Source organism: Streptacidiphilus sp. MAP12-20, from assembly GCF_041262525.1.
Classification (GTDB): Bacteria; Actinomycetota; Actinomycetes; order Streptomycetales; family Streptomycetaceae; genus Streptacidiphilus.
On sequence record NZ_JBGCCK010000014.1, the window covers coordinates 120,194 to 144,591 of the forward strand.

At 72.3% G+C, this 24,398-nt stretch carries 23 protein-coding genes; 10 read left to right on the forward strand and 13 right to left on the reverse strand.

Annotation, left to right across the window (positions count from 1 at the left end):
• Positions 1 to 7: 7 nt before the first annotated feature.
• Genes ABIA32_RS20465 through ABIA32_RS20480 form a run of 4 tightly spaced genes read right to left on the reverse strand, consistent with a single transcriptional unit; the run spans position 8 to position 3,314 of the window.
• Positions 8 to 1,138, reverse strand: a complete 1,131-nt coding sequence (locus ABIA32_RS20465) for an ABC transporter ATP-binding protein (RefSeq protein WP_370097248.1) — start codon at positions 1,136 to 1,138, stop codon at positions 8 to 10.
• Positions 1,135 to 2,010, reverse strand: coding sequence for an ABC transporter permease (locus ABIA32_RS20470; protein WP_370097251.1), 876 nt, complete (start codon positions 2,008 to 2,010; stop codon positions 1,135 to 1,137). Before ABIA32_RS20470 ends, ABIA32_RS20465 begins: the two co-directional genes overlap by 4 nt.
• A complete protein-coding gene (modA, locus tag ABIA32_RS20475) occupies positions 2,007 to 2,864 on the reverse strand; it encodes a molybdate ABC transporter substrate-binding protein (RefSeq protein WP_370097254.1) in 858 nt (285 codons plus the stop codon). The genes ABIA32_RS20470 and modA overlap by 4 nt, the downstream gene beginning before the upstream one ends.
• 54 nt (positions 2,865 to 2,918) lie before the next feature.
• On the reverse strand, positions 2,919 to 3,314 hold the full coding sequence (locus ABIA32_RS20480; RefSeq protein ID WP_370097257.1) for a molybdopterin-binding protein: 396 nt from the start codon (positions 3,312 to 3,314) through the stop codon (positions 2,919 to 2,921).
• 322 nt (positions 3,315 to 3,636) lie between these two features.
• On the opposite strand from ABIA32_RS20480, the gene ABIA32_RS20485 reads away from it, so the two are divergent.
• The 5 genes from ABIA32_RS20485 to ABIA32_RS20505 all read left to right on the forward strand — a co-directional run bounded on the left by ABIA32_RS20485 (position 3,637) and on the right by ABIA32_RS20505 (position 10,271).
• Positions 3,637 to 4,800 (forward strand): MFS transporter, encoded by a 1,164-nt coding sequence (locus ABIA32_RS20485; protein WP_370097260.1) that lies wholly within the window; start codon positions 3,637 to 3,639, stop codon positions 4,798 to 4,800.
• 178 nt (positions 4,801 to 4,978) lie between these two features.
• A complete protein-coding gene (locus tag ABIA32_RS20490) occupies positions 4,979 to 5,431 on the forward strand; it encodes a DinB family protein (protein ID WP_370097263.1) in 453 nt (150 codons plus the stop codon).
• 307 nt (positions 5,432 to 5,738) lie between these two features.
• Entirely contained in the window at positions 5,739 to 6,134 is a 396-nt protein-coding gene (locus ABIA32_RS20495; protein ID WP_370097266.1) for a cell division protein SepF, read from the forward strand.
• A gap of 175 nt (positions 6,135 to 6,309) precedes the next feature.
• The gene (locus ABIA32_RS20500; protein WP_370097269.1) at positions 6,310 to 9,582 is read left to right on the forward strand and encodes an SNF2-related protein; all 3,273 of its coding nucleotides are present in this window, start codon (positions 6,310 to 6,312) and stop codon (positions 9,580 to 9,582) included.
• On the forward strand, positions 9,579 to 10,271 hold the full coding sequence (locus ABIA32_RS20505) for a hypothetical protein (protein ID WP_370097272.1): 693 nt from the start codon (positions 9,579 to 9,581) through the stop codon (positions 10,269 to 10,271). The genes ABIA32_RS20500 and ABIA32_RS20505 overlap by 4 nt, the downstream gene beginning before the upstream one ends.
• A gap of 162 nt (positions 10,272 to 10,433) precedes the next feature.
• Here ABIA32_RS20505 and ABIA32_RS20510 read toward each other — a convergent pair whose 3' ends face one another.
• Positions 10,434 to 11,480 carry a glycosyltransferase family 2 protein gene (locus ABIA32_RS20510; RefSeq protein WP_370097275.1) on the reverse strand — a complete coding sequence of 349 codons (1,047 nt, stop codon included), beginning with the start codon at positions 11,478 to 11,480 and terminating at the stop codon, positions 10,434 to 10,436.
• Between the two features lie 213 nt (positions 11,481 to 11,693).
• Positions 11,694 to 12,365 (reverse strand): response regulator, encoded by a 672-nt coding sequence (locus ABIA32_RS20515; RefSeq protein ID WP_370097277.1) that lies wholly within the window; start codon positions 12,363 to 12,365, stop codon positions 11,694 to 11,696.
• Between the two features lie 222 nt (positions 12,366 to 12,587).
• On the opposite strand from ABIA32_RS20515, the gene ABIA32_RS20520 reads away from it, so the two are divergent.
• From ABIA32_RS20520 to ABIA32_RS20535, 4 genes are all read left to right on the forward strand, one after another.
• Positions 12,588 to 13,199 carry a transglycosylase family protein gene (locus ABIA32_RS20520; protein ID WP_370097280.1) on the forward strand — a complete coding sequence of 204 codons (612 nt, stop codon included), beginning with the start codon at positions 12,588 to 12,590 and terminating at the stop codon, positions 13,197 to 13,199.
• A 113-nt stretch (positions 13,200 to 13,312) separates the two neighbouring features.
• On the forward strand, positions 13,313 to 14,542 hold the full coding sequence (locus ABIA32_RS20525) for a sensor histidine kinase (protein ID WP_370097283.1): 1,230 nt from the start codon (positions 13,313 to 13,315) through the stop codon (positions 14,540 to 14,542).
• A 34-nt stretch (positions 14,543 to 14,576) separates the two neighbouring features.
• Entirely contained in the window at positions 14,577 to 15,122 is a 546-nt protein-coding gene (locus tag ABIA32_RS20530; protein ID WP_370097285.1) for a TetR/AcrR family transcriptional regulator, read from the forward strand.
• A gap of 62 nt (positions 15,123 to 15,184) precedes the next feature.
• Positions 15,185 to 16,804: an MFS transporter gene (locus ABIA32_RS20535; RefSeq protein WP_370097287.1), complete on the forward strand. Its 1,620-nt coding sequence runs from the start codon at positions 15,185 to 15,187 to the stop codon at positions 16,802 to 16,804.
• Here ABIA32_RS20535 and ABIA32_RS20540 read toward each other — a convergent pair.
• Positions 16,788 to 17,675, reverse strand: coding sequence for a transketolase family protein (locus ABIA32_RS20540; RefSeq protein ID WP_370097290.1), 888 nt, complete (start codon positions 17,673 to 17,675; stop codon positions 16,788 to 16,790). The genes ABIA32_RS20535 and ABIA32_RS20540 overlap by 17 nt on opposite strands.
• Before the next feature lie 69 nt (positions 17,676 to 17,744).
• A complete protein-coding gene (locus tag ABIA32_RS20545) occupies positions 17,745 to 18,443 on the reverse strand; it encodes a transketolase (RefSeq protein ID WP_370097491.1) in 699 nt (232 codons plus the stop codon).
• A 165-nt stretch (positions 18,444 to 18,608) separates the two neighbouring features.
• On the opposite strand from ABIA32_RS20545, the gene soxR reads away from it, so the two are divergent.
• Positions 18,609 to 19,100 (forward strand): redox-sensitive transcriptional activator SoxR, encoded by a 492-nt coding sequence (soxR, locus tag ABIA32_RS20550; protein WP_370097293.1) that lies wholly within the window; start codon positions 18,609 to 18,611, stop codon positions 19,098 to 19,100.
• Positions 19,101 to 19,105: 5 nt separating this feature from the next.
• Here soxR and ABIA32_RS20555 read toward each other — a convergent pair whose 3' ends face one another.
• From ABIA32_RS20555 to ABIA32_RS20575, 5 genes are all read right to left on the reverse strand, one after another.
• Positions 19,106 to 19,888, reverse strand: a complete 783-nt coding sequence (locus ABIA32_RS20555) for a PIG-L family deacetylase (protein WP_370097296.1) — start codon at positions 19,886 to 19,888, stop codon at positions 19,106 to 19,108.
• A 24-nt stretch (positions 19,889 to 19,912) separates the two neighbouring features.
• Positions 19,913 to 21,157 carry a D-alanyl-D-alanine carboxypeptidase/D-alanyl-D-alanine-endopeptidase gene (gene dacB, locus ABIA32_RS20560; RefSeq protein WP_370097299.1) on the reverse strand — a complete coding sequence of 415 codons (1,245 nt, stop codon included), beginning with the start codon at positions 21,155 to 21,157 and terminating at the stop codon, positions 19,913 to 19,915.
• Positions 21,158 to 21,349: 192 nt separating this feature from the next.
• The gene (locus ABIA32_RS20565) at positions 21,350 to 22,417 is read right to left on the reverse strand and encodes an RNA ligase (ATP) (RefSeq protein WP_370097301.1); all 1,068 of its coding nucleotides are present in this window, start codon (positions 22,415 to 22,417) and stop codon (positions 21,350 to 21,352) included.
• 141 nt (positions 22,418 to 22,558) lie between these two features.
• Complete coding sequence (locus ABIA32_RS20570) at positions 22,559 to 23,338, reverse strand: hypothetical protein (RefSeq protein WP_370097303.1); 780 nt, start codon at positions 23,336 to 23,338, stop codon at positions 22,559 to 22,561.
• A 114-nt stretch (positions 23,339 to 23,452) separates the two neighbouring features.
• Entirely contained in the window at positions 23,453 to 24,385 is a 933-nt protein-coding gene (locus tag ABIA32_RS20575) for a Gfo/Idh/MocA family protein (protein WP_370097306.1), read from the reverse strand.
• Positions 24,386 to 24,398 lie beyond the last annotated feature (13 nt).

A 24,398-nucleotide genomic window follows, 5' to 3' on the forward strand; every position in this document is an offset into this window, starting at 1 on the left:
GTCCTCCTCAGGCCGGATACGCCCGCGTCTGCGCCGCCTTGACCGAGGCCCAGACCTCGCTGCCCTCGCTCAGGCCGAGCTCGGCGACGGCCGCCGGGGTGAGGTCCGCCGTCAGCCGCAGCGGTCCGGCCAGGTCGAGGCGCACCTGGTCGCCGTGGAGCTCCATGCCGACGACCGTGACCGGCCACTGGTTGCGCGCGCTGGTGTCGGGCCTGCTCCGGTGCACCGTGACGGCGGCCGGGGGGAAGGCGGCGAACACCGGCCCCTCGTTGCTGTCGTCGGCGGAGAGCACGGTGCCGTCCGCTGCGCCCTGCGCCCAGCCTTCCTGCGCCCGGCCTTCCTGTACCTCGCCGTCGATCCGGACCTCGTGGCCGTCGGCCGTGCCGCGGAACAGGTTGAGGCCGACCAGCCGGGCGATGTAATCGCTGCGCGGGTGCCGCGCGATCTCCGACGGCGCGCCCTCCTGGATCGCGCGCCCGTGCTCCAGCACCACCAGGCGGTCGGCCAGCACCATGGCGTCGAGCGGATCGTGCGTGACCAGCAGTGCGACGGCGTCGAAGGCCGCGAGGTGGCGGCGCAGCGTAGTGCGCACCTCCAGCCTCGTTCGGGCGTCGAGCGCGGCCATCGGCTCGTCGAGCAGCAGGAGCCGTGGCTGCGGCGCGAGCGCGCGTGCCAGCGCGACGCGCTGCGCCTGACCGCCGGACAGCGCGCGCGGACGCGCGGCCGCGTGCTCCACGAGGCCGACGCGGTCCAGCCAGGCCCGCGCTTCGGCACGCGCCTCGGCCTTGCCGCGCCCGTGCGTGCGCAGCCCGAAGGCGACGTTGTCGAGCGCGGAGAGATGCGGGAAGAGCAGGTAGTCCTGGAAGACCACCCCGACCGGCCGCCGCTCCGTCGGAACGCGCAGCCTGGCGTCCGGCTCCTCCACGGTCTCGCCGTCGAGCCGCAGGTGGCCGCCGGTGAGCGGGGTGAGCCCGGCGAGAGCGCGCAGGGCCGTGGTCTTGCCCGCGCCGTTCGGCCCGAGGAGGGCGACGACCTCGCCGGGCGCGGCGGTCAGCGCAAGATCGAGCGAGAAGGTCCCGAGGTCGACGACCAGCCGCGCGTCGAGGGCGACGGGCCGCGGTTCGGCCGGGGCGCTCATCCCTGTGCCCCCGTCGCCCAGCGCCCGCGCAACGCCAGCAGGACCGCGAGCGAGACCGCCAGCAGCACGAGGCTCAGGGCGACGGCCGCGTCGGGGTTGTCCTGGAGGGCCAGGTAGACCGCGAGCGGCATGGTCTGGGTCGTGCCGGGGAAGTTGCCCGCGAAGGTGATCGTCGCACCGAACTCGCCCAACGCCCTCGCCCACGCCAGGACCGCGCCCGCCCCCACACCGGGCGCGATCAGCGGCAGCGTCACCCGTCGGAAGACGGTGAACCGGGACGCGCCGAGTGTCAGCGCGGCCTCCTCGTACCGGGAGTCGGCACCGCGCAGCGCGCCCTCGACGCTGAGTACCAGGAAGGGCATCGCCACGAAGGCCTCCGCGACCACGACACCCGCCGTCGTGAACGGCAGGGTGACCCCGAAGGCGGAGTCGAGCCACCGGCCGATCAGGCCGTTGCGGCCGAGGACCAGCAGCAGTGCCACGCCGCCCACCACCGGCGGCATCACCAGCGGCAGCGTGACCAGGGTCCGGGCCAGCCGCAGCCCGGGAAAGCTCGTGCGGGCCAGCAGCCAGGCCAGCGGCACGCCGAAGAACAACGACACGGCCGTCGCCGCCGTGGCTGTGATCAGCGACAGGCGCAGCGCCGGCCAGACGGCGTCGCCGCCGAGCAGCGTCGGCATGGCGCTCCACGGCGCCCTGACCAGGAGTCCGATCAGCGGCAGCACGAGGAACGCCAGTCCGGTCGCGGCCGGAAGCACCAACGCCAGCGGTGCTCGGCCGCCCGACCCGCCGCGCGGCCGACGGGCCGCGCGGCGGGGGGCGCCCTCCAGCACCTCGGGCTGGTCGAGCTCGGCGGCGGGCCTGCTCGTCACGGGGCCTGGAAGCCTGCGGCGGCGAGCACCTGCTCACCCTCGGGGGAGGCCACGTACGCGGCGAAGGCCTGCGCGGCGGCCGCGTTGCTGCTGCCCTTGAGGGCGGCGATCGGGTAGGTCGTCACGGCCTTGCCCGCCTCGGCGAAGTTGACGCCGGTCACCTTGCTGCCGGCGCTCTTGACGTCCGTGCGGTAGACCAGCGCGGCGTCCACCTCGCCGAGCTCCACCTTCGTCAGGGCCGCGGTCACGTCCTGCTCCAGGGTGACCGGCGTGAGCTTGACGCCGGCCGCGGTCAGCGCCTTCTGGGCCGCCGCGCCGCAGGGCACGGACTTGGCGCAGAGGGCGACCTTGATCCCGGAGCCGGTGAGCTGGGAGAGCGAGGTGATCTTCTTCGGGTTGCCCGGTTGGACGGCGATCTCCAGCTCGTTCTTGGCGAAGTCGACCGGGGCGGCTGCCGTGTCGCCCTTGTCCACGACCGTCTTCATGGTCGCCAGGCTCGCGGAGGCGAAGACGTCCGCCGGCGCGCCGGAGACGATGGACGCCGCGAGGGTGTCGCTGCCGCCGAAGTTGAAGGTCACGGTCACGCCGGGGTGAGCGGCCTCGAACGCCTTGCCGAGCTGGGTGAAGGTCTTCTTCAGCGAGGCGGCGGCGAAGACGGTCACCTTCCCGTTCAGCGCGGCGCTCGCGCTGCTCGACGCCGAACTGCTCGCCGCAGCACTCGAGGTGCTCCCGGCCGTGGTGGAGGAGGATGAGCTACAGGCCGCAAGGCCGACGAGCACGAGCGCGGCTGTCGACGCGGCGGCGGCGCGGCGGACACGCGGCGCGGAGAGGCGGGACAGACTGGATCGGGACATCGATGGAACCCCCACGGTTCGATTGGGGCGGCCTGGGCACAGCGGGATCGCCGGTCAGGTCCGCTCGACTACGACATTGGTCGACTTGATGACAGCCACCGCCGGCACTCCCGGCTCCAGTCGCAACTCCTCCGCGGACTCGCGGCTGATGAGCGAGACCACGCGAAAGGGCCCGGCCTGGATCTCCACCTGCGCGGCGACGTCGCCCAGGATCACCTGAGTGACGATGCCGCGGAAGCGGTTGCGGGCGGAGGAGGGCAGGCCCTCGGCTGCCGCCGTCTCCGGCTTGGCGAGTTCCCGCGCAAAGGCGGCGAGTTCGGGGCCGGGAACGATACGGTGGCCGTGATCGTCCCTTTCGGCGCTCAGGCGGCCCGCATCGACCCAGCGCCTCATGGTGTCGGCGCTGACTCCGAGCAGAGCGGCTGCCTCGCCGATCCGGTAGCTGTTCACGTGACGATCATCCTGTCGCACTTGCTAGCCATTCGTCACTCGTAGCATGGCACAAGCGACCCCTGCAGTGCAGCTCGCCCCGCATGTGCGGGTATCCATGCGGAACCGACCGGCCCGCATCACGCTCCCAAACACCCCGGAACCATCATCAGGTGGCAGTCGCACGGCACTGGTCGCCGACGGCCCCGCGCCGATAGGATCTTGGTATAGACCAAGTGACTCGTGTAGGCCCGCCCCACCACTCGTCCACCGGCGCGTGCGGGCCCTACCACCTGGGGGTGGAGTGGCCAGCCAGCAAGCTCTGCGGCGGGCACGGAGATCCGTGTCCGCCGTCTTCGTCGTCCACGGCGCAGTCGCGGGGAGTTTCGCGACGCGGATCCCGTGGATCAAGGACCACCTGCACCTCAGTCCGGGACAGCTCGGACTGGCGCTGGTCGCCCCCGCCATCGGCTCCTTCGCCGCCATGCCGCTGGCCGGGCGACTGCTGCATGCCCGCGGTCACCGCTCGGGCATCCGGCTGCTCATCATGCTCTGGTCCGCGGCCCTGGTCCTGCCGGCCCTCGCGCCGAACCTCCCGATCCTCGCGCTCTCACTGCTCTGCTTCGGCGCGACCTCCGGCGTGTCCGACGTCGCGATGAACGCGCAGGGCGTGGAGGTGGAGGCGCGCCTCGGACGCTCGATCATGTCCGGTCTGCACGGCATGTGGAGCGTCGGCGGACTCCTCGGCTCGGCCGTCGGCGTCACGGCGGCCGCCCTGGGCGTGCCGGCCCCGCTTCATCTCGCAGTGGTGGCCGCGACCCTCGTCGCGATCTCCCTGCCCGTCTGCCGCGGCCTGCTCGACGTCCGGCCGGAGCCGGAGGAGGAGGCGCCACCCCGGTTCGCGCTGCCGCCCCGCTCGGCGCTGCTCATCGGACTCGTGGGCTTCTGCGCCGTCTTCGCCGAGGGCGCCTCGGGCGACTGGAGCGGCGTCTATCTGCGCACCGTCGCCAACTCGGGCCCGGCCGTGGCGGCCGCCAGCTACACCGCCTTCGCCTGCACGATGGCCGCCGCACGACTGGCCGGCGACACGGCGGTCCGTCGCTTCGGCACGGTGCCCACCGTGCGCGGCAGCGGCGTCCTGGCGCTGGCCGGCGGCGTCCTCGTCGTCACGGCCCAGGGCGCGGCGCAGGCCATCGTCGGCTTCGCGCTGCTGGGAACCGGCATCGCCGTGGTCGTACCGCTCTGCTTCGCGGCGGCGGGCCACAGCGGCGACAACCCGAGCCGTGCCATCGCGGGCGTCGCGACGGTCACCTACACGTCCAGCCTGATCGCCCCCGCGACCGTCGGCCTGATCGCCCAGGCCACCTCGCTGCGTGCGAGCTTCGGCGTGATCACGGTGCTGACGCTGGGTCTGATTCTCGGCGCCCGCCTGCTCGCGCCCGGTGCGCCACGCACGGGAGCGGGTGCGGCCACGGAACAGCCCGCCACCATACAATCGAAAACCTGATCGATTTTGAATATGCCGATTTCTGATTCTTCTCACTAATCCGATGGCCGCATTACGCCCGAACCGCAATCATGGGCGCATGACACCGTCGAACTCGTCGGAACCAAAAGAGCGTCAGGCTGTCATTCCTGTCAAGGATCTGCGAACCGGCCCGCCCTATGTCCAGGGCGAACGGGCAATGCTGGAGAGCTGGCTGGACTGGCACCGGGAAACCCTGGCCGTCAAGTGCGCCGGTCTCGACGCGGCGCAGCTGCGCCAGCGCTCCACGCCGCCCTCGACGCTCTCCCTGCTGGGGCTGGTCCGGCACATGGCGGACGTCGAGCGCTTCTGGTTCCGCAACGTGCTCGACGGCCAGGACACGCCGGCGTACTTCTGGACGGAGGCATCCCCCGACGGGGACTTCGACGAGGTGGAGTCGGCGGACGCGGAGCAGTCCGTGGCGCTCTGGCAGCGGGAGATGTCCCTGGCCAGGGAGCTGACGACTGGTCGAGCACTGAACGACACCGGCATCCGCCGGGGCGAGCAGGTCTCACTGCGGTGGATCTACGTCCACATGATCGAGGAATACGCGCGGCACAACGGACACGCGGATCTGCTGCGCGAACGGATCGACGGCACAACCGGCGAGTAGTGAGCCTGCCCGGCCGTCGTGGAGCAAAACCTGACCTCTTCGGAAGTCAGCAGTTTCAGTGAGAGCAAATTCGCACCAATGTTCGAATGGAACCAACTCAATCGGTATCGCGTCCGAACGAATCGTCAGAAAGATTGACACGGACGGCGCGGCGAGGCGTCCGGACGGGTGCCTTGTCGGTGATCAATGCGATACTCGGACAACGCGGTGGGAATGAGCCACCGCAACAAGCAGGACCAGCAACACGCACGGGCGTGCCTCACCGCACGCATCACACGGGGTAGCAGGACGGATGGGGAGGTTGGGCATGGGAGCAGCACTGCGTGACGATTACCGCGGGTGGCTGGCGCCGTCGGGGCGGTACCCGGTGGCAGTCCCGGACTACGAGGAGCCCTGGGACTCCCCCGAGCTCGATCCCGCGCCGCCCGCGCCGCAGATCACCCAGGTGCGCCCGACGGGCTTCGAGTCGGCGCGTGAGATCGGCGAGCATGTCCGCGTCGGTACGCCGGTCATCATGGACCTCACCCAGATGGCTGACCCCGACGCGAAGCGGTTGATCGACTTCGCTTCCGGTCTGGTGTTCGGCACCCGCGGCACGATGGAGCGGATCGCCCGTCGGGTCTTCCTGCTCGCGCCGCCGGAGATCGAGGTCATGGTCATCGACAGCGCTTCGGACGACTCCGGCTTCTACAACCAGAGCTGAGCCTGGTCGGCCGCACAGAGCACCCCCTGCCGTCGGCAGTCGCGCCCCCGTCGCGGCCGCCGGCGGTTCGGCGTCTGTACGGGCGTTCTGTCAGAGCCGCTCTGTCAGTGCCGCTGCTTAGGCTGCAGGTCCCAGGGGTGGACGGCCACCCCGACGACCGAGAGCGAGTTCCTCGATGTTCGCACTGCACGGGCTGTGGCGCGCCGACCGCCGCCTCGCCCTGTGGGCCGAGGACGCCGCTCCGCCCGCTGCCTCCTCAGGGAGCACACAGAGCGCTCCCGTCGAGGGCCGGCACCCGTTCGCCTGCACACCTGCCGCGCTACGCGCGCTCCTCGGCGCTGTGAGCCCCGGCCTGGAATGGCTCGCCGATCAGGCTGACGAAGCCGACACCCGGCTGCTGCTGCCGACTCTCGAAGGCGAGCCGCTGCCCTCCCCCGAGGTGGCCTTCCCCGGTTCGCAGTCCGGCTGGTCCGGGGCTCTGCTGGCTCCCTGGCGGGTCCCCAGCCTGCTCTTCGACGCGGACCAGGCGGCCCAGCTCCTCGGCGCGCTGCACGATCCGGAGCGTCAGGCCGTCCATCCGGATCTGCCGGGTCTCGGTCCGGTCGAGGCCGCGTTCGGCGCCTCGGTGCGCTGGCTGACGGCCCTTCACGATCTCGCCTGGCGCCTGGTCGGACGCGGCCGCGTGCTGCCCGTGATCGAGACGGGGGACGCCACCGACACCGGCTCGGCCCCCCGCGCCGTCTGGCGTCCCGTCCTGCAGGCAGCCGACGCCCGCGAGCTCACCGGGCTGACCGCCGCCTGCCCGCCCGTCTGCCGCGCGGAGGCAGGCGCCCGACGCGGCGCGGCCGGGCTGGCCGGTGAGCTCCTCGCCGTCCTGGTCGACCGCGAGGCCCGCGCCTCGCTCTCCGCACTTCCCGCCGTCCGGCGGCCCGGGCCCGACGCGGATCTCACGGAGCGCCTGGTCGCGGCCCTGGCCTCGTCCGATGGCGAACTCGGCGGCGAACCGGGCGGCGAGCTGAGCGGTGACGCCGCCGGCTGGCAGCCGTTCGCCGACGCGCTCCGCCGTGGCGAGGCCGCGCGCAGCGGCACCGCCGCCGGTCCGCTGCGCCTCGGCTTCCGCCTGGTCGAGCCGCAGGGCGACGCAGCCGTGGAGGAGGCCGACAGCGACGAGACCCAAAGCGAGGGGACCGCAGCCGAGGACCGCTGGTGGCTCGAACTGGTGATGACCCCGGCTGACGAGCCGTCACAGCTCGTGACCGCAGCCGAGTTGTGGGACGGCGGTCCGGGCGCCGACGTGCTGGCGCAGAGCATGACCGCTCCGCGGGCCGCGTTCGCGCTGGAGCTGAACCGCGCCGCACGCTGCCATCCACTCCTCGCCGAACTCGCCGAGGAGGCGCGCGCCCAGGGCGCCTGGCTCGATCGCGCCGGGGCCTTGCTCTTCCTCCGCGAAGCCGCGCCCGCGCTCGCCGAGGCCGGGTTTCTGGTGCTGCTGCCCGCCTGGTGGCGTGAGCCTCCCTCGCTCGGCATGCTGCTGGCGGCCCGACCCGCGCAGGCCGGGGTCGTCGAACGGGAGAGCCTCGTCGGCCGGGACGAGATGCTGGCCTTCCAGTGGCAGCTGGCCCTCGGGGGCGAGCCGCTCACCGCCGGGGAGCTCGCCCACCTCGCGGCCGCCAAGGACACCCTCGTCCGCATCCGCGGCCGCTGGCTCGTCGCCGACGCCGACCGGCTGGCGGCGGCCGCTGCCTTCCTGGACCGCGAGGGTTCCGGGGCCATGGCGGCGAGCGAGGTCCTCGAACTGATCCTCGACGCCCGCGAAACGGCCGGGCTGCCGGTGCTCTCGGTCGACGTCGAAGGGAGGCTCCGCACACTGGTGTCCACCCTCACGGGCGCGCGGGAGACCGCCGGGCCCGCCGCCGCACCGGCCCGCGTCGAGCTCCCGGCGTCCTTCGGCGCCGAGCTTCGGCCGTACCAGCGCAGCGGCGTCGACTGGCTCGCCGCCCTCGCCCGGCTCGGCCTCGGCGCGGTCCTCGCGGACGACATGGGCCTCGGCAAGACCGTGCAGACCCTCGCCCTGCTCGCCGCCGAGTACGCCTCCGTCACGCCGCCGACCGCGCCCAGCCTCGTCGTCGTGCCGATGTCCCTGCTCGGCAACTGGGAACGCGAGTGCGCCCGCTTCGCGCCCGAGCTGCGCGTCCACGTGCACCACGGCTCCCGGCGCGGCGGCGCCGCACGGATCAAGGAGTCGGCGCTCGCCGCCGACGTCGTGATCACCACCTATGGCCTGGCCGCGCGCGACTTCGAGGCGCTGCGCGCCGTCGACTGGCACCGGCTCGTCGCGGACGAGGCGCAGAACATCAAGAACGCCGCCACCCTCCAGTCCCGGGCCGTCCGCGCGCTGCCCGCCGCGCACCGCATCGCCCTGACCGGAACCCCGGTCGAGAACCGGCTGGCCGAGCTCCACTCCATCCTCGACTTCGTGAACCCGGGCCTGTTCGGCACGGCCGAGCGCTTCAAGGAGCGCTACTCCGTGGCGATCGAACGCAGCGCCAGCGTCAGCGCCACCGCCCTGCTGCGGCAGCGCACCGCGCCCTTCGTCCTGCGTCGCCAGAAGACGGACCCGGCGATCGCCGCCGAGCTGCCGCGCAAGCAGGAGATGACGGTTCTCTGCAACCTGACGGCGGAACAGGCCGCGCTCTACCGTGCCGTCGTCGCCCAACTGCTGCAACGCATCAAGGGCATGGGTTACACCCGCGACCTGGAGCGGCGGGGCTTCGTGCTGGCCGCGCTCACCCGGCTCAAACAGATCTGCAACCATCCGGCCCACTTCACGGGCGAAGGCGCGCGCGGCGCCGCCGTCCGCCTCGCCGGGCGCTCGGGCAAGCTCGCGCGGCTCGAGGAGATCCTGGAGGAGGCGCTCGCCGAAGGCGACACCACGCTCTGCTTCACCCAGTACACCCAGTTCGGCATGCTGCTCCAGCCCTACCTGCAGCGGCGGCTCGGCTGCACGGTGCGCTTCCTGCACGGCGGTGTGCCTGAGCGGTCCCGGCGACGACTCGTCGACGCCTTCCAGGAGGACGACCGTCCCTCCGTCTTCCTGCTCTCGCTCAAGGCGGGCGGCACCGGCCTCAATCTGACCGCTGCCAACCAGGTGGTGCACGTGGACCGTTGGTGGAACCCCGCCGTCGAGGAGCAGGCCACCGACCGCGCCTACCGCCTGGGCCAGCGCCGCGACGTCCAGGTCCGACGGCTGGTCTGCGTGGGCACGATCGAGGAACGCGTGGACGAACTGCTCACCGCGAAGCGCGCCCTGGCGGACGCGGTGATCGGCGGCGGCGACCTTCACGCGGTGGACGGCGGCGGGAGCGCGCTCGACGTCCTCACCGCTCTCGCCCCCGACGCGCTGCGCGAGGTGCTGACCCTGGCCGAAGAGGCGGTGAGCGAGCTGTGACACGGCCGTGGTCCGAGCGGTTCCTCGCCCGCGTCGAATCCCTCGGCGTGGGCCTGCTCGCCGATCAGATGCGCGAGGCGGGCGGCTCGGCGCAGGTGCGTGACGTCGTCATAGCGCCCGGCTCGGCCCGCGCCCGCGTCGGCGGGGTGGAGGCCTGGGCCGATCTGGCCGTCTTCGACGCCGAGCAGTGGCAGCGCGCCGAGGCCGCACTGGTCCCGGTCCGCGACCGCCTGCTCGCGCGGGACCTGCCGCCCGACGTCGACGCCCTGCTCGCCCGGATCGGCCTGCCGCTGCTCCCCGCGCAGGCACGCGAGCTGACGCTGGACTGCGCCTGCGGATACTCCGTCGGCGTGTGCCGCCACGTCGCGGCGCTGCTGGGCGCGGTCGCGCGCGCCTTCGACCACGATCCGTTCCTGCTGCTGCGCTGGCGCGGGCGCGACGAGGCGCGGCTGCTCGCCCGCCTGCGCCGCGGCCCGCATCGTGCGGGCCCCGAGGCGCTCTCCCCGCTCGGCTTCTGGACCGAGCCCGCCCCCTACCCGCCCCCCGGTCCGGACGACCTCCCCCCGGAACCCGCCCTCGCCGAGCTCGGCGGTCCCGGCGCGACCCCACAGGACCGCGCGCTGGAACGGTCACTGGAGCGCGCCCTGCGCCCCCTCTACGACGCCATGATCCGGCCCGAGCAGGACTAGCTAATAGCTAGGCCGGCACCGCCAACCCTTGCCCTGCCGCAGGGGGCACCTTCCGGCCGACGGCCGGGCAGCGTACGACAGCGGTCCGGCGCCTCGCAGCCGCACGCCCCCCCAGCCTTCGGCCGGGAGGGTACGGGAGGGCAAAGGTTGCCGCGGGCGGCGCTAGCTTCCGTCGCGAGCCGACTTGGACGCGAGGCTGGTCGCCAGGCGGCGGAGGTGCCAGTAACGCTGCTGCAGGCGCTGGAAGAGCACCAGGGTGCCGATGTGGTTGGTGAGCGTCAGGCGGTACTTCAGCCGCATCGGCGCGCTGAGCGCCTCCAGCCGTTCGCTGCCGATCTCCTGGAGCAGGCGGCTGACGTGCTGCTGGTAGGCGACACGGAACGGGCGGTCGCCTCGGGAGACCCAGGCGAAGAACATGGGGAGTTCTTCCCGCAGCGTGTTGGCGTCGTAGGCGCGCAGGTCGGACTGGCCCTGCGGGCCCGGGCGGGCCCCGAGCCAGGCGCGCACGAGTTCGATCGAGCGGACGCGATCGACGAGACCCTGCGGATCAGTGCGCTTCTGCGTGATCGACAGCTGCCCGGCTTCGCGGATCCGCCAGTGGTAGACCGGCTCCTCGAAAACGTCGACGCTGGTCGCCAGGAAGTGCAGGGGGATGCTCACCGGCGCGTCCTCGTAGAGCATTCCCTCGGGGTACAGCAGGCCGGCGTCCTCGAAGAAGCTGCGGCGGTAGACCTTGTTCCATGCCGTACGGTCCCGCACCAGGGCCGGCAGCTTGGTGACGTGCGTGGCCGTGAGATCGTGCCGGAACGGCTCCTGGTGGACCCGGGAGGGGACGAACTCGTCACCGACCAGACGCAGCACGTTGCCCGCCGCGAAGTCCGACCCGGTCTTGTCCAGCGACTCGATCATCCGCTCGTAGGCATCGGGCGGCAAGGTGTCGTCGCTGTCCACAAAGGTCAGGTACTCGGCGCCGGCGGCGACATTGCGCCATCCCGTGTTCCGGGCGGCTCCCAGGCCCTGGTTCTCCTGTCGCACCAGGCGAAAGCGCGGGTCGGCCGCCGCGAACGCCTCGGCGATCGCCGCTGAGCCGTCCGTGGACCCGTCGTCGACCATCACGCACTCGAAGGCGTCGAACGTCTGCGCGGCGATCGAGTCCAGACACTCCTGGAGATAGGACTCGACGTTGTAGACCGGGACGACGACGGACAATCTGGGAGTAATCAACGGTGGGCCTTTTCCTCAGGAGCGACGCGGTTCGGCCCGGGCCGACCCCCGGCGCGGCCGTGCCATGGGAATGGTGCACTGTCCGGTGCCTCCCAACGTGTCCGTTGGGCAAATAACCGATGAACAGCTTCCGTCGTGGGCCCGCCTCGCGCCACCCCGCTACCCCCCCTCGCGCCGCCCCTGCGCAGCCGAACATCGCTAGCGGGAGCTGAGTCCCGCCTCGTGGGCGAGGATCGCAGCCTGGGTCCGGTTGTCCAGGCCCAGCTGGCCGAGGATCCGGGACACGTAGGTCTTCACGCTCGCCGGGGCCAGATGCAGCTCAGCGGCGATCTGCGCATTGGTGCGCCCCTCCCCGACCAGCGCCAGCACGTCGCGCTCACCGGGCGCCAGCGCGTCGAGGCGCTCGCGAGCGGAGACCGCCCGCTCCGACGTGCGGTGGTCCGCCCCGGCGCGCTGGACCAGTGCCGCCATGACGTCCGGCGCCAGGGCGCTGCCGCCCGCAGCGACCGTGCGAACCGAAGCAATCAGCTCCTCCGGGCGCACGTCCTTGAGCAGGAAGCCGGCCGCGCCCGCCTGCAGCGCGGACATGACCTTGTCGTCGGTGTTGTGAGTGGTCAGTACCAACACGCGCGGCGGTTCGTCCAGCCGCAGTAGTTGCAGCGTCGCCTCGACGCCGTCGACCCGCGGCATCTCCAGGTCCATCAGCACCACGTCCGGGCGCAGTTCCCGCGCCAGCGGCAGCGCCTGCGCGCCGTCCTCCGCCTCGCCCACCACGTCGAGGTCCGGCGCCGTGCGAAGCAGGGCGACCAGGCCGGAACGCAGGACGGGCTGGTCGTCGACGATCAGTACGCGTATCGGTGGCTGCGGCACGGGACCAAATCTGCCATATGGGGCCTTTGGTCGCCTTCCTTTGCGGACCCATATGTCCACTTTCGGCGACTGCGGCGACGGGGCGATTCGGGGGAATCTTGAATCACAAGGCGGCGCACGGCCTCGGTCTAGCGAATCGCCTGACGAGTGGCATTTCGGCCTGAGATTCAAAGGCTCGGAAGCTGCTGCTCTGCCCCTGTTCCCGGCGTGAGGATCCCTCGCATGTCTGTCACCGCTCCCCGCAAGCGCACCGCCCGTAAGCGCACCCTGGTCGTCGGTCTGGTCGCCGCCATCGGCGCACCCGCCCTGCTCTCCCTCGCGGCGCAGCCCGCGTCGGCGGCCTCGGTCGACACCTGGGACCGGGTCGCTGCCTGCGAGAGCACCGGCAACTGGAACATCAACACCGGCAACGGCTTCTCCGGCGGCCTCCAGTTCACGCCCAGCACCTGGGCCGAGTTCGGCGGCACCGCCTACGCGCCCTCCGCCGACCAGGCGAGCAAGTCGCAGCAGATCGCCATCGCCGAGAACGTCCTGGCCACCCAGGGCCCGGGCGCCTGGCCCGTCTGCTCCCAGCAGGCCGGCCTCGCCGCCGGCGGCCCGGCCCCCGCCGCGCCGTCCGCCGCGCCTGCCTCCGCGCAGGAGGCCCCTGCCCCGGCCGCCGCCGGCACCGGCTCCGCCGCGTCCGGTAGCTACACCGTCGCCTCCGGCGACACCCTCAGCGGCATCGCCGCGCAGTTCGGCCTGGGCTGGCAGCAGCTGTACGCCGCCAACCAGGGCGCCATCGGCGCCGACCCGAACAGCATCGCCCCGGGCACCGTCCTCAGCCTCGGCTGAGCCGGCAGGAGGGGCAAAGGCCGGGCCAAGGCCCGCACCAGAACGGCCTGTCCGTCGGTGCCGCGTCGCTCCGCCGGGATGCCGGTGGCGGCGCAGGCGGGCAGGCTGGGGGGATGCCGTCGATACGCCGCCTCGATCCCGAGAGGTGGCTGCGCGCGCTCACGGGCGGCGGTGCCAGCGGCGCGCGGCCCACCGAGGCGGGTGCGCGCCGGGTGGACGCGCTGCTCGCTCTGCTCTGCGGGGTGCTGGCCACCCTCGCCCTCGCGGGAACGCACAAACTCGGGTTGCTCCCCGACTTCTGGCTGAGCCTGCTGGTCTCCTGGATCGCGGCCGCCGCACTGCTGCTGCGCCGCAGCGCCCCCTGGCTGACCCTGACGATCGCGCTCGCGTCCACGGTCTCCTCCGACGACCGCACCCCTCTCTTCTTCGCCTGCTACGCCATGGCCGCCTACGGCGGCCGGCTGCGCTGGACCGGCGTGATTGCCGCCTCCCTCGGCTACGTGATCACCCGCGACCTGCTCTTCCCGCACGGCTACGCCGACCGGCCACCCGCCTACTTCGTCACCAGCACGCTGCTGATCCCGGCCCTCTACGGCGAGACCGTCCGCCGGAACCGCGCGACCACCGCCGTGCTGCGTGCCCACGCCTGCCGCGCCGGCGCGGCCGTCAGTCAGGCGGCGGACCTGGCCGCCGTCGAGCAGCGGACCCGGCTCGCCCAGCGCACCCACGATCTGCTCGGCCACCGGCTCACCGCGCTCAGCATGCAGGCGGCGGCGCTGCGCCTCTCCCCCGCCGCCGACCCCGCACTGCGCGAGGGCGCGGAGGCCGTCGAGGAGTCCGCGCGCGGCGCGCTCGCCGAAATGCGCTCGCTGCTGGACATGCTGCGCGACCCGACCGGCCGCGACGGCGTCGACGGACACTTCGACTTCGCCCGCTTCGTCACCGGCCTGGCGCGCAACATGCGCGCCACCGGCATGCGGATCTCCCCCGACGTCGCCCCGAACCTGGGGCGCATCCCCGCCGAAGAGGGCCGCCTGCTGCTGCGCGTCGCCCGCGAAGCACTCACCAACGCCGCCAAGTACGCGCCCGGCGCGGTCGTCGCGCTCCGCCTGCGCGCCATCAACGCGCGCTGGCGACTCGAGGTCGAGAACGGACCGCCGCGCGGCCCGCGCATCGTCGTCGACTCCGGCGGGCTGGGGCTGGCGGCCCTGCACGCCGACCTCAGCGCCGCCGGTGGCTCCCTCGCCGCCGACGCCACGGCGCACGGCGGCTTCCTGGTCGTCGCCGAGCTGCCACAGGCAGGTCAGCCCGCTACCGAGGCCAGACAGCAGATTCTCACTTGAGACATTCATGTCTCAAGTGATATAGTCTTGCATCATGGCCACCGATCGCGAATCCGTCCTCCTCGCCGCCGTCGCCCTGCTCTCCCGGCAGCCGACCGCGCCGATGGACGAGATCGCGCGCGCCGCCGGCATCAGCCGGGCCACACTCCACCGCCACTTCCCCGGCCGCGACGCGCTGATCCGCGAGATCGGCGCGCTCGCCCTGGTCCGCATGGACGCGGCGCTGGACACGGCCTCGCTCGAGGAGGGCGATCCGGTCGACGCCGTCCGCAGGCTCGCCGACGCCCTCATCCCCGACGCCCAGCTCGCCGCCTTCCTGGCGGGCGAGAACCGGTTGTTCGACGACAACGAGATCACCGACGCCTGGGACCGGATGGACGCCCGCGTCGCCGCCCTCTTCCTGCGCGGTCAGCAGTCCGGGGCGTTCCGCGTCGAGCTTCCCGCATCCTGGCTCAGCGAGGCGTTCTTCGACCTCCTCGCGGGCGTCGGCTGGGCCGTACAGGACGGCCGGCTCGCGCCGCGCGAGAGCACCCGCGCCCTGACCGAGCTCTTCCTCGGCGGCGCGGCCCGAAACGCCTGAAGCCCCGGTGTCGCCCCCACCTCACACTCCCTTCGCACTTCTTGAGCTCTCAGGAGAGAGACATGTCCGCCGACCTGACGGTCCCCCAGACGACCTCCGCGTACCGATATATCCAGCCGGGCGCGCAGGGCTCCAGCAGCCAGAACCCCCGTGCCCGCTGGATGGCCCTGGCCGTCCTCGTCGTCGCCGTGCTGCTGGTCGCCGTCGACGCGACCGTGCTCGTGCTGGCCCTGCCCTTCATCAGCGAAAGCCTCAACCCCTCCGCGACCCAGCTGCTCTGGATCGGTGACAGCTACTCCTTCGTCATCGCCGGCCTGCTCGTCAGCATGGGGTCGCTCAGTGACCGCATCGGACGCAAGCGGCTGCTGCTGATCGGCGCGGCCGCCTTCGGCGCGGCCTCGCTCATCGGCGCGTACGCGCCCAGCGCGGCGTGGCTGATCGCCGCCCGCGCGCTGCTCGGCGTCGCCGGCGCCACGATCATGCCCTCGACGCTGTCGCTGATCCGGAGCCTGTTCCCCGACGACCGCGAGCGTGCCCGCGCCATCGGCATCTGGGGCGCCGCGGCCACCGCGGGTGCCGCCGCAGGGCCGCTGGTAGGCGGCGTGCTGCTGGAGCACTTCTGGTGGGGCTCGGTCTTCCTGATCAACATCCCGCTGGTCGCGGTGCTGCTGGTCCTCGGCCACCGACTGCTGCCGGAATCCCGTGACCCGAAGCCGGGCGCCTGGGACGTGCTCAGCGTCGTGCTGTCGCTCGTCGGCATCATCGGCGCCGTCTACGCGGTGAAGGAAGCCGCCGTCTCCGGCCTCGCCCGGCCCGACGTCTGGCTGGCCGCCGTGCTCGGCGTCGGCTCACTGACCGCCTTCTGGCGACGTCAGCTGCGCCTGCCGATGCCGCTGCTCGACGTCCGGCTCTTCGCCCACCGCCGCTTCACCGCCGCCGTGCTCGCCGCGCTGATCGCGCTGATCGGGCTCTCCGGCGTGGTCTTCTTCCTGTCCCAGTACTTCCAGCTGGTCCGCGGCTACTCGCCGCTCCAGGCCGGTCTCGCTGATCTCCCGGCCTTCGCCGGTTCCACGGTCGGCGCGCTGGCCGCGGCCTCGCTCGCCGGACGCCTGGGCCACCGGCGCGCCCTGGCCGGCGGACTGCTGGCCATGGGCCTCGGCCTCGGCGTGCTGGGCTGGGTCGACGCGTCGACCTCCTACCTGCTGATCGGCGCGGCCTTCGCGGCGATCGGTCTGGTCGAGGGCGTCGTCTACGCGCTGTCGACGACGATGGTGCTGGACGCCGCCCCCGCCTCGAAGTCGGGCGCGGCGAGCGCGGTTTCCGAAACAGCGTACGAGCTGGGCACGGCGCTCGGCATCGCGCTGGTCGGCACGGTGACCACGGCCATCTACCGCTCAGGGCTGGTCCTCCCGGCCGGCGTGCCCGCGAGCAGCGGCGCTGCCGCCGAGAACTCGCTCGGCGCGGCCGTCCAGACGGCCCACACCCTGCCGGGCGAAGCCGGCCAGGCCCTGCTGCACACCGCGCGGACCTCGTTCGTCCACGGCATGAACATCGCCGCGCTGCTCTCCGGCGTGCTGCTGACCCTCGCCGCGGTGCTGGTGTGGGTGCTGCTCGGGCGCGGTCGCCGCACGGCGGTCGCCACCGAACTGCCTGCGAGCGAGCGGCTCACAGCCAAGCGCTGATCCGCTCCCGCAGGGAGCGGGCATCCAGGCCGTGGGCGGCGATGTGCTCGCCCATCGAGCCGTAGTGGCGCAGCTCCTCGCGGGCGACGCCCAGGCCGAGCACCCGGTGCGGCCGGTCCGCCAGCGCCTCGCTGGCGAACGGCGTGCTGGTCCCGGCCAGGTAGGGCTCGACGACGACCACGTCGGCGCTCGCCCCGTCGGCGAGGGCGGCCCGCAGCGCGGCGGAGTCGAAGGGGCGAACGGTCGCCGCGTAGAGGACCGTGACGTCAAGCCCCTCCGTCGCCGCGAGGACGTCGTCGAGGACCGGGCCGACCGCGATGACCACCGGTCCCGTGCCGCTCTCACGGACCGTCAGGAACCGGCCCGGGGTGATCGGCCGCGCGACGGCGTTGCTCTGGGCGGAGAGCCGCACGTACACCAGCCCTTCACCGGCCGCCGCGTCGCGCAGCAGCAGCTCGGCCTCGTCCGCGTGGCCGGGCACGTGCACCGTCCAGCCCGGCAGCGTGTCGAGCAGGGCGATATCGGCCGGCGACATGTGCGTTCGCCCACCCGCCGGCCAGTCGTACGAGCCCAGCGCGCTGACCAGCACCGCGCCGACGCCCTGGTGACCGAGGTCCAACTTGACCTGCTCGAACGGCCGCTCGATCAGGAAGCTGGCGAAGGTGTGCGCGATCGGTCGCATCCCCGTCAACGCGATCCCTCCCGCCGCCCCGATCAGCAACTGTTCGCGGATCCCGACGTTCAGCACGCGGTCGGGGTGCGCGGCGGCCGCACGGTCGAAGCCGGTTGCGGAGATGTCGGCGAGCACGACGGCGAGGCGCGGGTCCTCGTCCAGCAGGGCGGTCGTGGTGGAGATGAAACGGTCACGCATGGCGGGTGCTCCTGGGGTCGAGACGTGGGCGAGAGGTGTCCGGCGGGCAAAGGCCAAGGGGGCAAGCCGTCAGTTCTTGGGTTCGACGACCGCGACGACGGCGTGCGGGCGACCCCGGTGCGGCTCGGTGAAGGCGTCGAAGAGCGCCTCATGATCGCGACCGTCGACCGTCACGGCGGACCAGCCGGCGGCGGCGAAGCGGGAGGCGATGCCACCACTCCAGCCGTGGGTCGCCGACTGGTTGTCGATGACGACGGTGTGCAGCCGGTCCAACCCGGCGGCGCCCGCGTAGGCGAGGGCCTCGTGGTTGCTGCCCTCGTCGAGCTCCGCGTCGCCGATCAGCACCCAGACCGCCGGGTCCGTCAACCCCTGGGCCCGCAGCCCCAGCGCGGTGCCGACACCGAGCGGGAGCCCGTGGCCGAGCGACCCGCTGCCGATCTCGACTCCCGGGATCAGCAGCCGGTCGGGGTGGTGGCCGAGCGGGGAGTCGTACCGGCCGAAGCCGTCGAGAAGCTCGGGGGCGATGAAGCCCTTCGCCGCCAGGACGGCGTAGTAGGCCATCGGCCCATGTCCCTTGGAAAGCAGGAAGCGGTCCCGCGACCGGTCGTCCGCGCGGGCCGGGTCGACCCGCAGCACGCGGTCGTAGAGCACCCACAGCGCGTCAAGCGTGGAGCTGGCGGCGGGGCCGTGCTTCTCCGCGCCGGCCATCCGGGACATGAGCGCGCGCAGATTGTCGAGTTCGAATTCGGTCCGAGACTGCTCGGTCATCAACGTCATGTCGGAAGACTGCAACTTCAAGCCCACTTGAAGTCAAGCCCTGATCATCACAGCCGCGCGGAAGACCGCGCCAATGGGCCCTCCTCTGGGCATCGCCGCCCGTACTGCGGCATGTCCTTGTATGGTGCGCCAGGCGAAAGAAGCTGGAGGCCGCCGATGACAGCACTCAGGGACCGGCTGACGGTCGGTGAACTCGCCGCCCGCAGTGGGCTGGCGACCTCCGCGCTGCGCTACTACGAGGAGCTCGGCCTGATCAGTTCCGAGCGCACCGCGGGCGGGCAGCGGCGCTACCACCGGGCGATGCTGCGCCGGGTCGCGTTCGTGCGGGCGGCGCAGCGGGTCGGGCTCTCCCTGGACGAGGTCGGCACCGCCCTGGCCCGGCTGCCGCAGGACCACGCCCCCACCGCCGCCGAGTGGGCCCCGGTCGCGCGCGCCTGGCAGCATCGCATCGACGAGCAGATCGCCGAACTGCAGCTGCTCCGCCGTAAGCTGGGCGGCTGCATCGGCTGCGGCTGCCTCTCGCTCAAGACCTGCGGGCTCTACAACCCGGACGACACCGCCGCCGAACGCGGCTCCGGGGCCCGCTACCTGCTGGGCGACCAGCCGCCCGAGCCGAACGCGGTGAACGCGGTGAACGCGGCGAAGTAGTCCGCTCAGTCCGCGAGCGGGCCACGCGGCGGAACGCCGGGCAGGGCTCCCGGGCCGGGCCGGTGCAGGTACCACTCCGTGCCGAGACACAGCTCACGAAGCGCCGGGTCCGCGAAGGCGTTCACCCGCGCACCGCGCGCGAACTCCGAGGCGTGCGCGCGGACCGCCGACCACTTCACGTCGAGCCACGGCCGCACGTCGACCGCTGCGGCGATCCCGGCGTCCGGCGTGCACGGCGTCGACGCCGCCTCGAAGCCCAGCTCCGCCGCACCGCGGACCAGGGACTCGGCGATCGTCGCCAGCCAGAGGGAGGACACGGCCCAGGCCGGTCCCGCGTCCGGCGCGAGGTGCGGACTGGCCGCCGCCTCCACCGCGGCCAGGACCGCCCTATGCACCCGGATGTGATCCGGGTGCATGGAGATGCCGGCCGCGTCATAGGTCACCACGGCGCTCGGCCGCAGCGCGCGGATCCGCTCCACCAGCCGGGCCACCACCTCGTCGAACGGCGCGGCGCAGAGCGAACCCTCCCCTGCGCCCAGGTGACCGGAGTCCCGGTAGGGCAGCACCGAGGACTCGGCCACGCCGAGCACGTCGAGCGCCCCGGCCAGCTCCTTGACCCGGGTGCCCGGCGCAGCGGCCGACGAGCCGTCCGCCAACTCGCCGTCGGTACAGGTGACGACGGCCGTCGTCCGGCCGCGCTCGGCGTGCTGGGCCAGCACGCCCCCGGTCCACAACGACTCGTCGTCCGGATGGGCGTGCACCGCCAGCAGCGCGTGGCGTGGCTCCATGGTTCGGTCGCTCCTTCCGCTCCGCTACCAGCACCCCTCGACCGTCGCCGCGAGCGCGTCGACGCCGAGACGGGCGGAGGAGAGGTCGGGCGCGCCGTTCTCGACGAAGGCGAAGGACTTCCAGCGCCCGTCCGCCCCGAGGGTCACCCCGGCGAGGGCGACGGCGTCGTGCAGCGTGCCGGTCTTCGCCATCACCTTGCCCCTCGCGCAGTCGCTCGGCCAGGTGGTGAACCGACCGTAAGCGGGACCCAGCGTGCCGTCGACGCCCGCCACCGGCAGTCCGGGCAGGACCGGCCAGAGGACCGAGTGGTAGCGGGAGTCCACGGCCAGGCCGGCCAGAGTGGCGAGCGCGGGCGCGGTCATCCGGTCGCTGCGCGACAGGCCGCTCCCGTCGTACAGGACGACTCCGCTCTGCGGCACGCCATAGCGGGTGAGCGCGGAGCGGACTGCCGCCGTCGCACCGCGCCAGTCGGCGCTGCGCCCCTGGGCGAGCGCGGTGAGCCGGGCGAAGCCCTCGGCGTTGTCGTTGTCGCTCTCCTTGAGCATGTAGTCGATCTCGTACGCGAGCGAGGCCGAGGTCCGCGCGGCCAGGAACTTCGAACTCCGGGGCGCAGTCCCGTGGCTGGGCCCGGAGGCGCGGATGCCGTGGGTGCCGAGCTGGTAGGCGAACACCGATCCGGCGTGGAGCGAGGTATCCATGACCCGGTCCCCGAGCAGCGCCAGCGCCCGGACGGGCGCGACCTCGCCAGGGTAGTAGTCGGCCGGCCAGCCCGGCGACAACGTCGGGGCCGGGAAGAGCGAGTCGTCCACGTGCAGGGTCACCGAGGTGACGTGGTTCGCCTTCAGCGCGGCGGCGGTCGCTGCGGCGAGCGCGTTCAGGTCACTGCTGGTCAGATGCTGGTCGCCGCCGCCGACCAGGTAGAGGCTGCCACCGTAGAGCAGGGCCCGGGTCTGCTCGGTGTGGCGGGTACCCAGCACGGTCAGCGCCGCGATGGCGGTGGCCAGCTTGGCGGTCGACGCGGGCATCAGCGTGGCACTCGCGTTGCGGGACCAGACGACGCGACCGGCCGCGACGTCCATCACCTGGCCGCTCGCGTGCGAGCCGAGGTGCTCCGCCGGAAACCGGACGTTCAGCTTCGACGCTATCGTCCGGTCCGCGGGGGTGGGGCTGCCTGCGGCGGTCGCGGTCGTCACGCCGAGCGAGAGCGCGGAGACCGCGGCGAGCCCGGTGAGGCAGGCGTTGCGAAGGGTACGGCGAGGCCGAGACATGACTCCCCCATGACCGCGCTGATCACCTCAGCCGGCCGACTGGTCAGAACTGGTCAGAACTGCACGATTCGACAGACCGAACGAGTCTGGCAGGGCCCCGCCGTGGACGGTAGATCAACACTCCGGGGCAGAACGGGCGATACCACCCGTCCTGCCCCACCTCTTCAGACCGGCTGCCTCACTCGCGCCGCCTCACTCGAACTCGGTCCCGCCCTGCCGGGTGAGGTACGCCGGGTTGATCACCTTCGCGATCGCGCGGCTGCTCCCCAGCGCCGTGCTGCGCCGCTCCACGCGCGGCCGGACCACGACGCCCTCGCGGATGTGCAGCGCGCGGCCGGACAGCGTCTCGCTGCCCTCGGCGAGCGCCAGGACCGACTCCGTCTCGAAGGGCCCGGCGAACAGCCTGGGCACCACCGGGAGGTCGTCGGCCAACCAGTCCTGCGGGTCGAGCCAGCGGACGATGCCGCTGCCGTCGTCGTAGGAGAGGTCGAAGACCACGAATCCCGGCGCACCGCTTCGCACATCCGCGCCGTAGGCGAGGTCCTGCACGCCGGCGCCGTAGACCTCACCGAAGATGCCGACCCGGCTCGCCCCGAGGCGCTCCGCCAGCCGCGACGCGACCGCCGGGAGGTCGAACCCCCGAGCCGCACGCCAGTAGAGGTTCCGCTCGTCCTCGACCAGCGCGAGGTGGCTCGCACCGATCCCCTTGGAGGAGACCTGCACCCGACCGTCGGCGAACCAGGTGAAGAGGCAGCAGCTGCCATGCACCTTCTCGGTGATCACGACCTCCTCGCCCGGCTCGAACACGTCCGGGTAGCGCCGCAGGTTCTCGATGTCGACCCACGGCAGCAGGTCCGGCGCCGGTTCGGCGTCGCCCGACATCCGCGCCGGCACCGGCGGCACCCATTTCGTGATGCCCAGCGCCTCGGCGAAGTCGGTCCCTTCCGCGTGCGCGGCGGTCAGATCCGCGTCGAGCGCGCGCGGACGGCAGACGATGCCCTGGGATATCTCTCCGCGCAGCCGGATCGCCTTGACCCGGTTCTGCTCCCTGCCCGCGAGCCGTCCGGTCAGCCCCAGTTCGTCGACCAGCGCGGCCGGGAGAACCGCCTGCTCGGGGATGTAGACGGCGATGTCGCCACTGCGGTACGCCCCCTTCGCGACGACCGCGCGGAAGAGCCCGACCTGGGCCAGTTCGAGCGCGTCGGCGGCGGGGTGGGGGTGGATCGTCAGCTGCTCGGCGGTGATGCGGAGGGTGGACACAAGAACGGCTCCTCGGCCGGGACGGGACAGGTGGTGATCCTGCGGATGCTGCGATCCGTGCAAGATCTCCACCAGTGTCCCGGCCGGTCGAGGAGCCGTCAGCTGAATTTCGGTCAGCGGGGCTCAGCGAACCGCCGTCCGTCAGGCGACGTCCTTGCGGGTCACGCCCAGGTAGCCGACGAACGCGGCGATCAGCGCCGCCAGCGCGAGGCTGACCCAGCCCGTGCCCCAGTTCAGGCCGCCACGCTGGTGCGAGACGCCCATCCAGTCGGCGAACGAGGCCCCCAGCGGCCGGGTCACCACGTAGGCGAACCAGAAGGCGAAGATCGGGTTCAGCCCGAGCTTCCAGTGCCCGAGGGCCGGGATCGCGATCAGCCCGGCGAAGAGCAGCCCGGAGGAGAAGTAGCCCAGGTGCAGCGTGACCGCCGTCATGTCACCGGTGGCCGTGCCGAGCGCGAAGGTCGTCAGCACGGTCGCCCAGTAGAAGAGTTCGCGGCGACGGGTGGTGATGCTGTGGATCGAGAGCGTCTTCTCGCTCCGGTACCAGAGCCCGAAGATCACAGCGAGGGTCACCGCGAAGAACGCGGACGAGGCGACGTACGGGACCTTGAACTGCACGTGCAGTACATCGGCGGCCATGGTGCCGAACACGCTCACCATGACCACGGCCGTCCAGTAGATCGCCGCCGAGTAGCGCTTCGCCACCAGCTGGACGGTGAGCGAGATCGCCAGCACGACGCCGGCCGCCGCCACGGTGAGCTGCGGGTCGTACCGCTTCACCAGGAAGTCCGAGGTGGTCTCGCCCATACCGGTGGTCAACACCTTGATGATCCAGAAGAGCGCGGTCACTTCAGGGACCTTGCTCAGCGCCTGACGAGCGTGGGCCCCGGGACGCGACTGCAGCAGTTGATCTCTCGCCATGACGCGAGAGCCTTCCATACGAAAGTGTCGCGCCCGTGGGCGGGAAGGGTTCCGGCCGAAATCCTCACCGAGTTATGGAAACGGTGATTTCAGGACAGAAGTGGTCAGACCGGGTCAGATCGCGCCCTTGATCCGGCGCACGATCTCCTCGCACAGCTCGTGGGTGCGCAGCGCGTCGTACGCGTCGAGGGTCTGGCCGGCACGGACGGCGTCGAGGAAGGCAAGGACGGCCTGCTCGATCCCCCGCTGGCGGGCGACGGGCACCCAGTCACCGCGACGAGTGATGCTCTGCCGGCCGTCGTGGTCGACGACCTCCGCCAGGTTCATGACCACGCGCTTGGTGTTGCCGCCTGAGACCTCCAGCACCTCCTCGGTCGACCCGCTGAGCCGGTTCATGATGCCCAGGGCAGTGAACCCGTCACCGCCCAGCGTCAGCACGAGGTGCTCCACCAGCCCGTCCCGGCTGCGGGCCCGCACATCCACGTGCTCGATCTCCCCAGGAGCCAGTGCCCGCAACTGGTCGACTACGTGGACGAAGTCGTCGAAAACCAGGGTGCGCGCCGCCTCCGGCAGCCCCACCCGGTTCTTCTGCAGCACGATCAGATCCCGGGGCACCTCCATCGCCGCGAGATACCCGGGCGCATACCGGCGATTGAACCCCACCATCAACGAGCGCCCACGACGGTCGGCAAGCTCGACGAGATGGCGCGCGCCTTCCACGGTGTAGTCCAGCGGCTTGTCCACGTACACATCGACGTCGGCCTCCAGCAGCCGCTCAACGATCGGCACGTGCTGATCCGTCGAGGCGTGCACGAACGCGGCTTTGATGCCGCTGTCGATCAACTCACCCAGGTCGGTGAACCGGCGCTCGACCGCCACCCGATGAGCCTCTCCCAACCGGTCCAGCTTCGCCCGGTCCCGCGTCATCAACCGCAGGTCAAGACCCGGCAGCGCCCCGAGCACCGGCAGATACGCCTTCTGCGCAATGTCCCCCAGGCCCACCACACCGACCGGAAGAAGATCATCAGATGTAACGAAGTCAGACACGGGCACTCCAGAC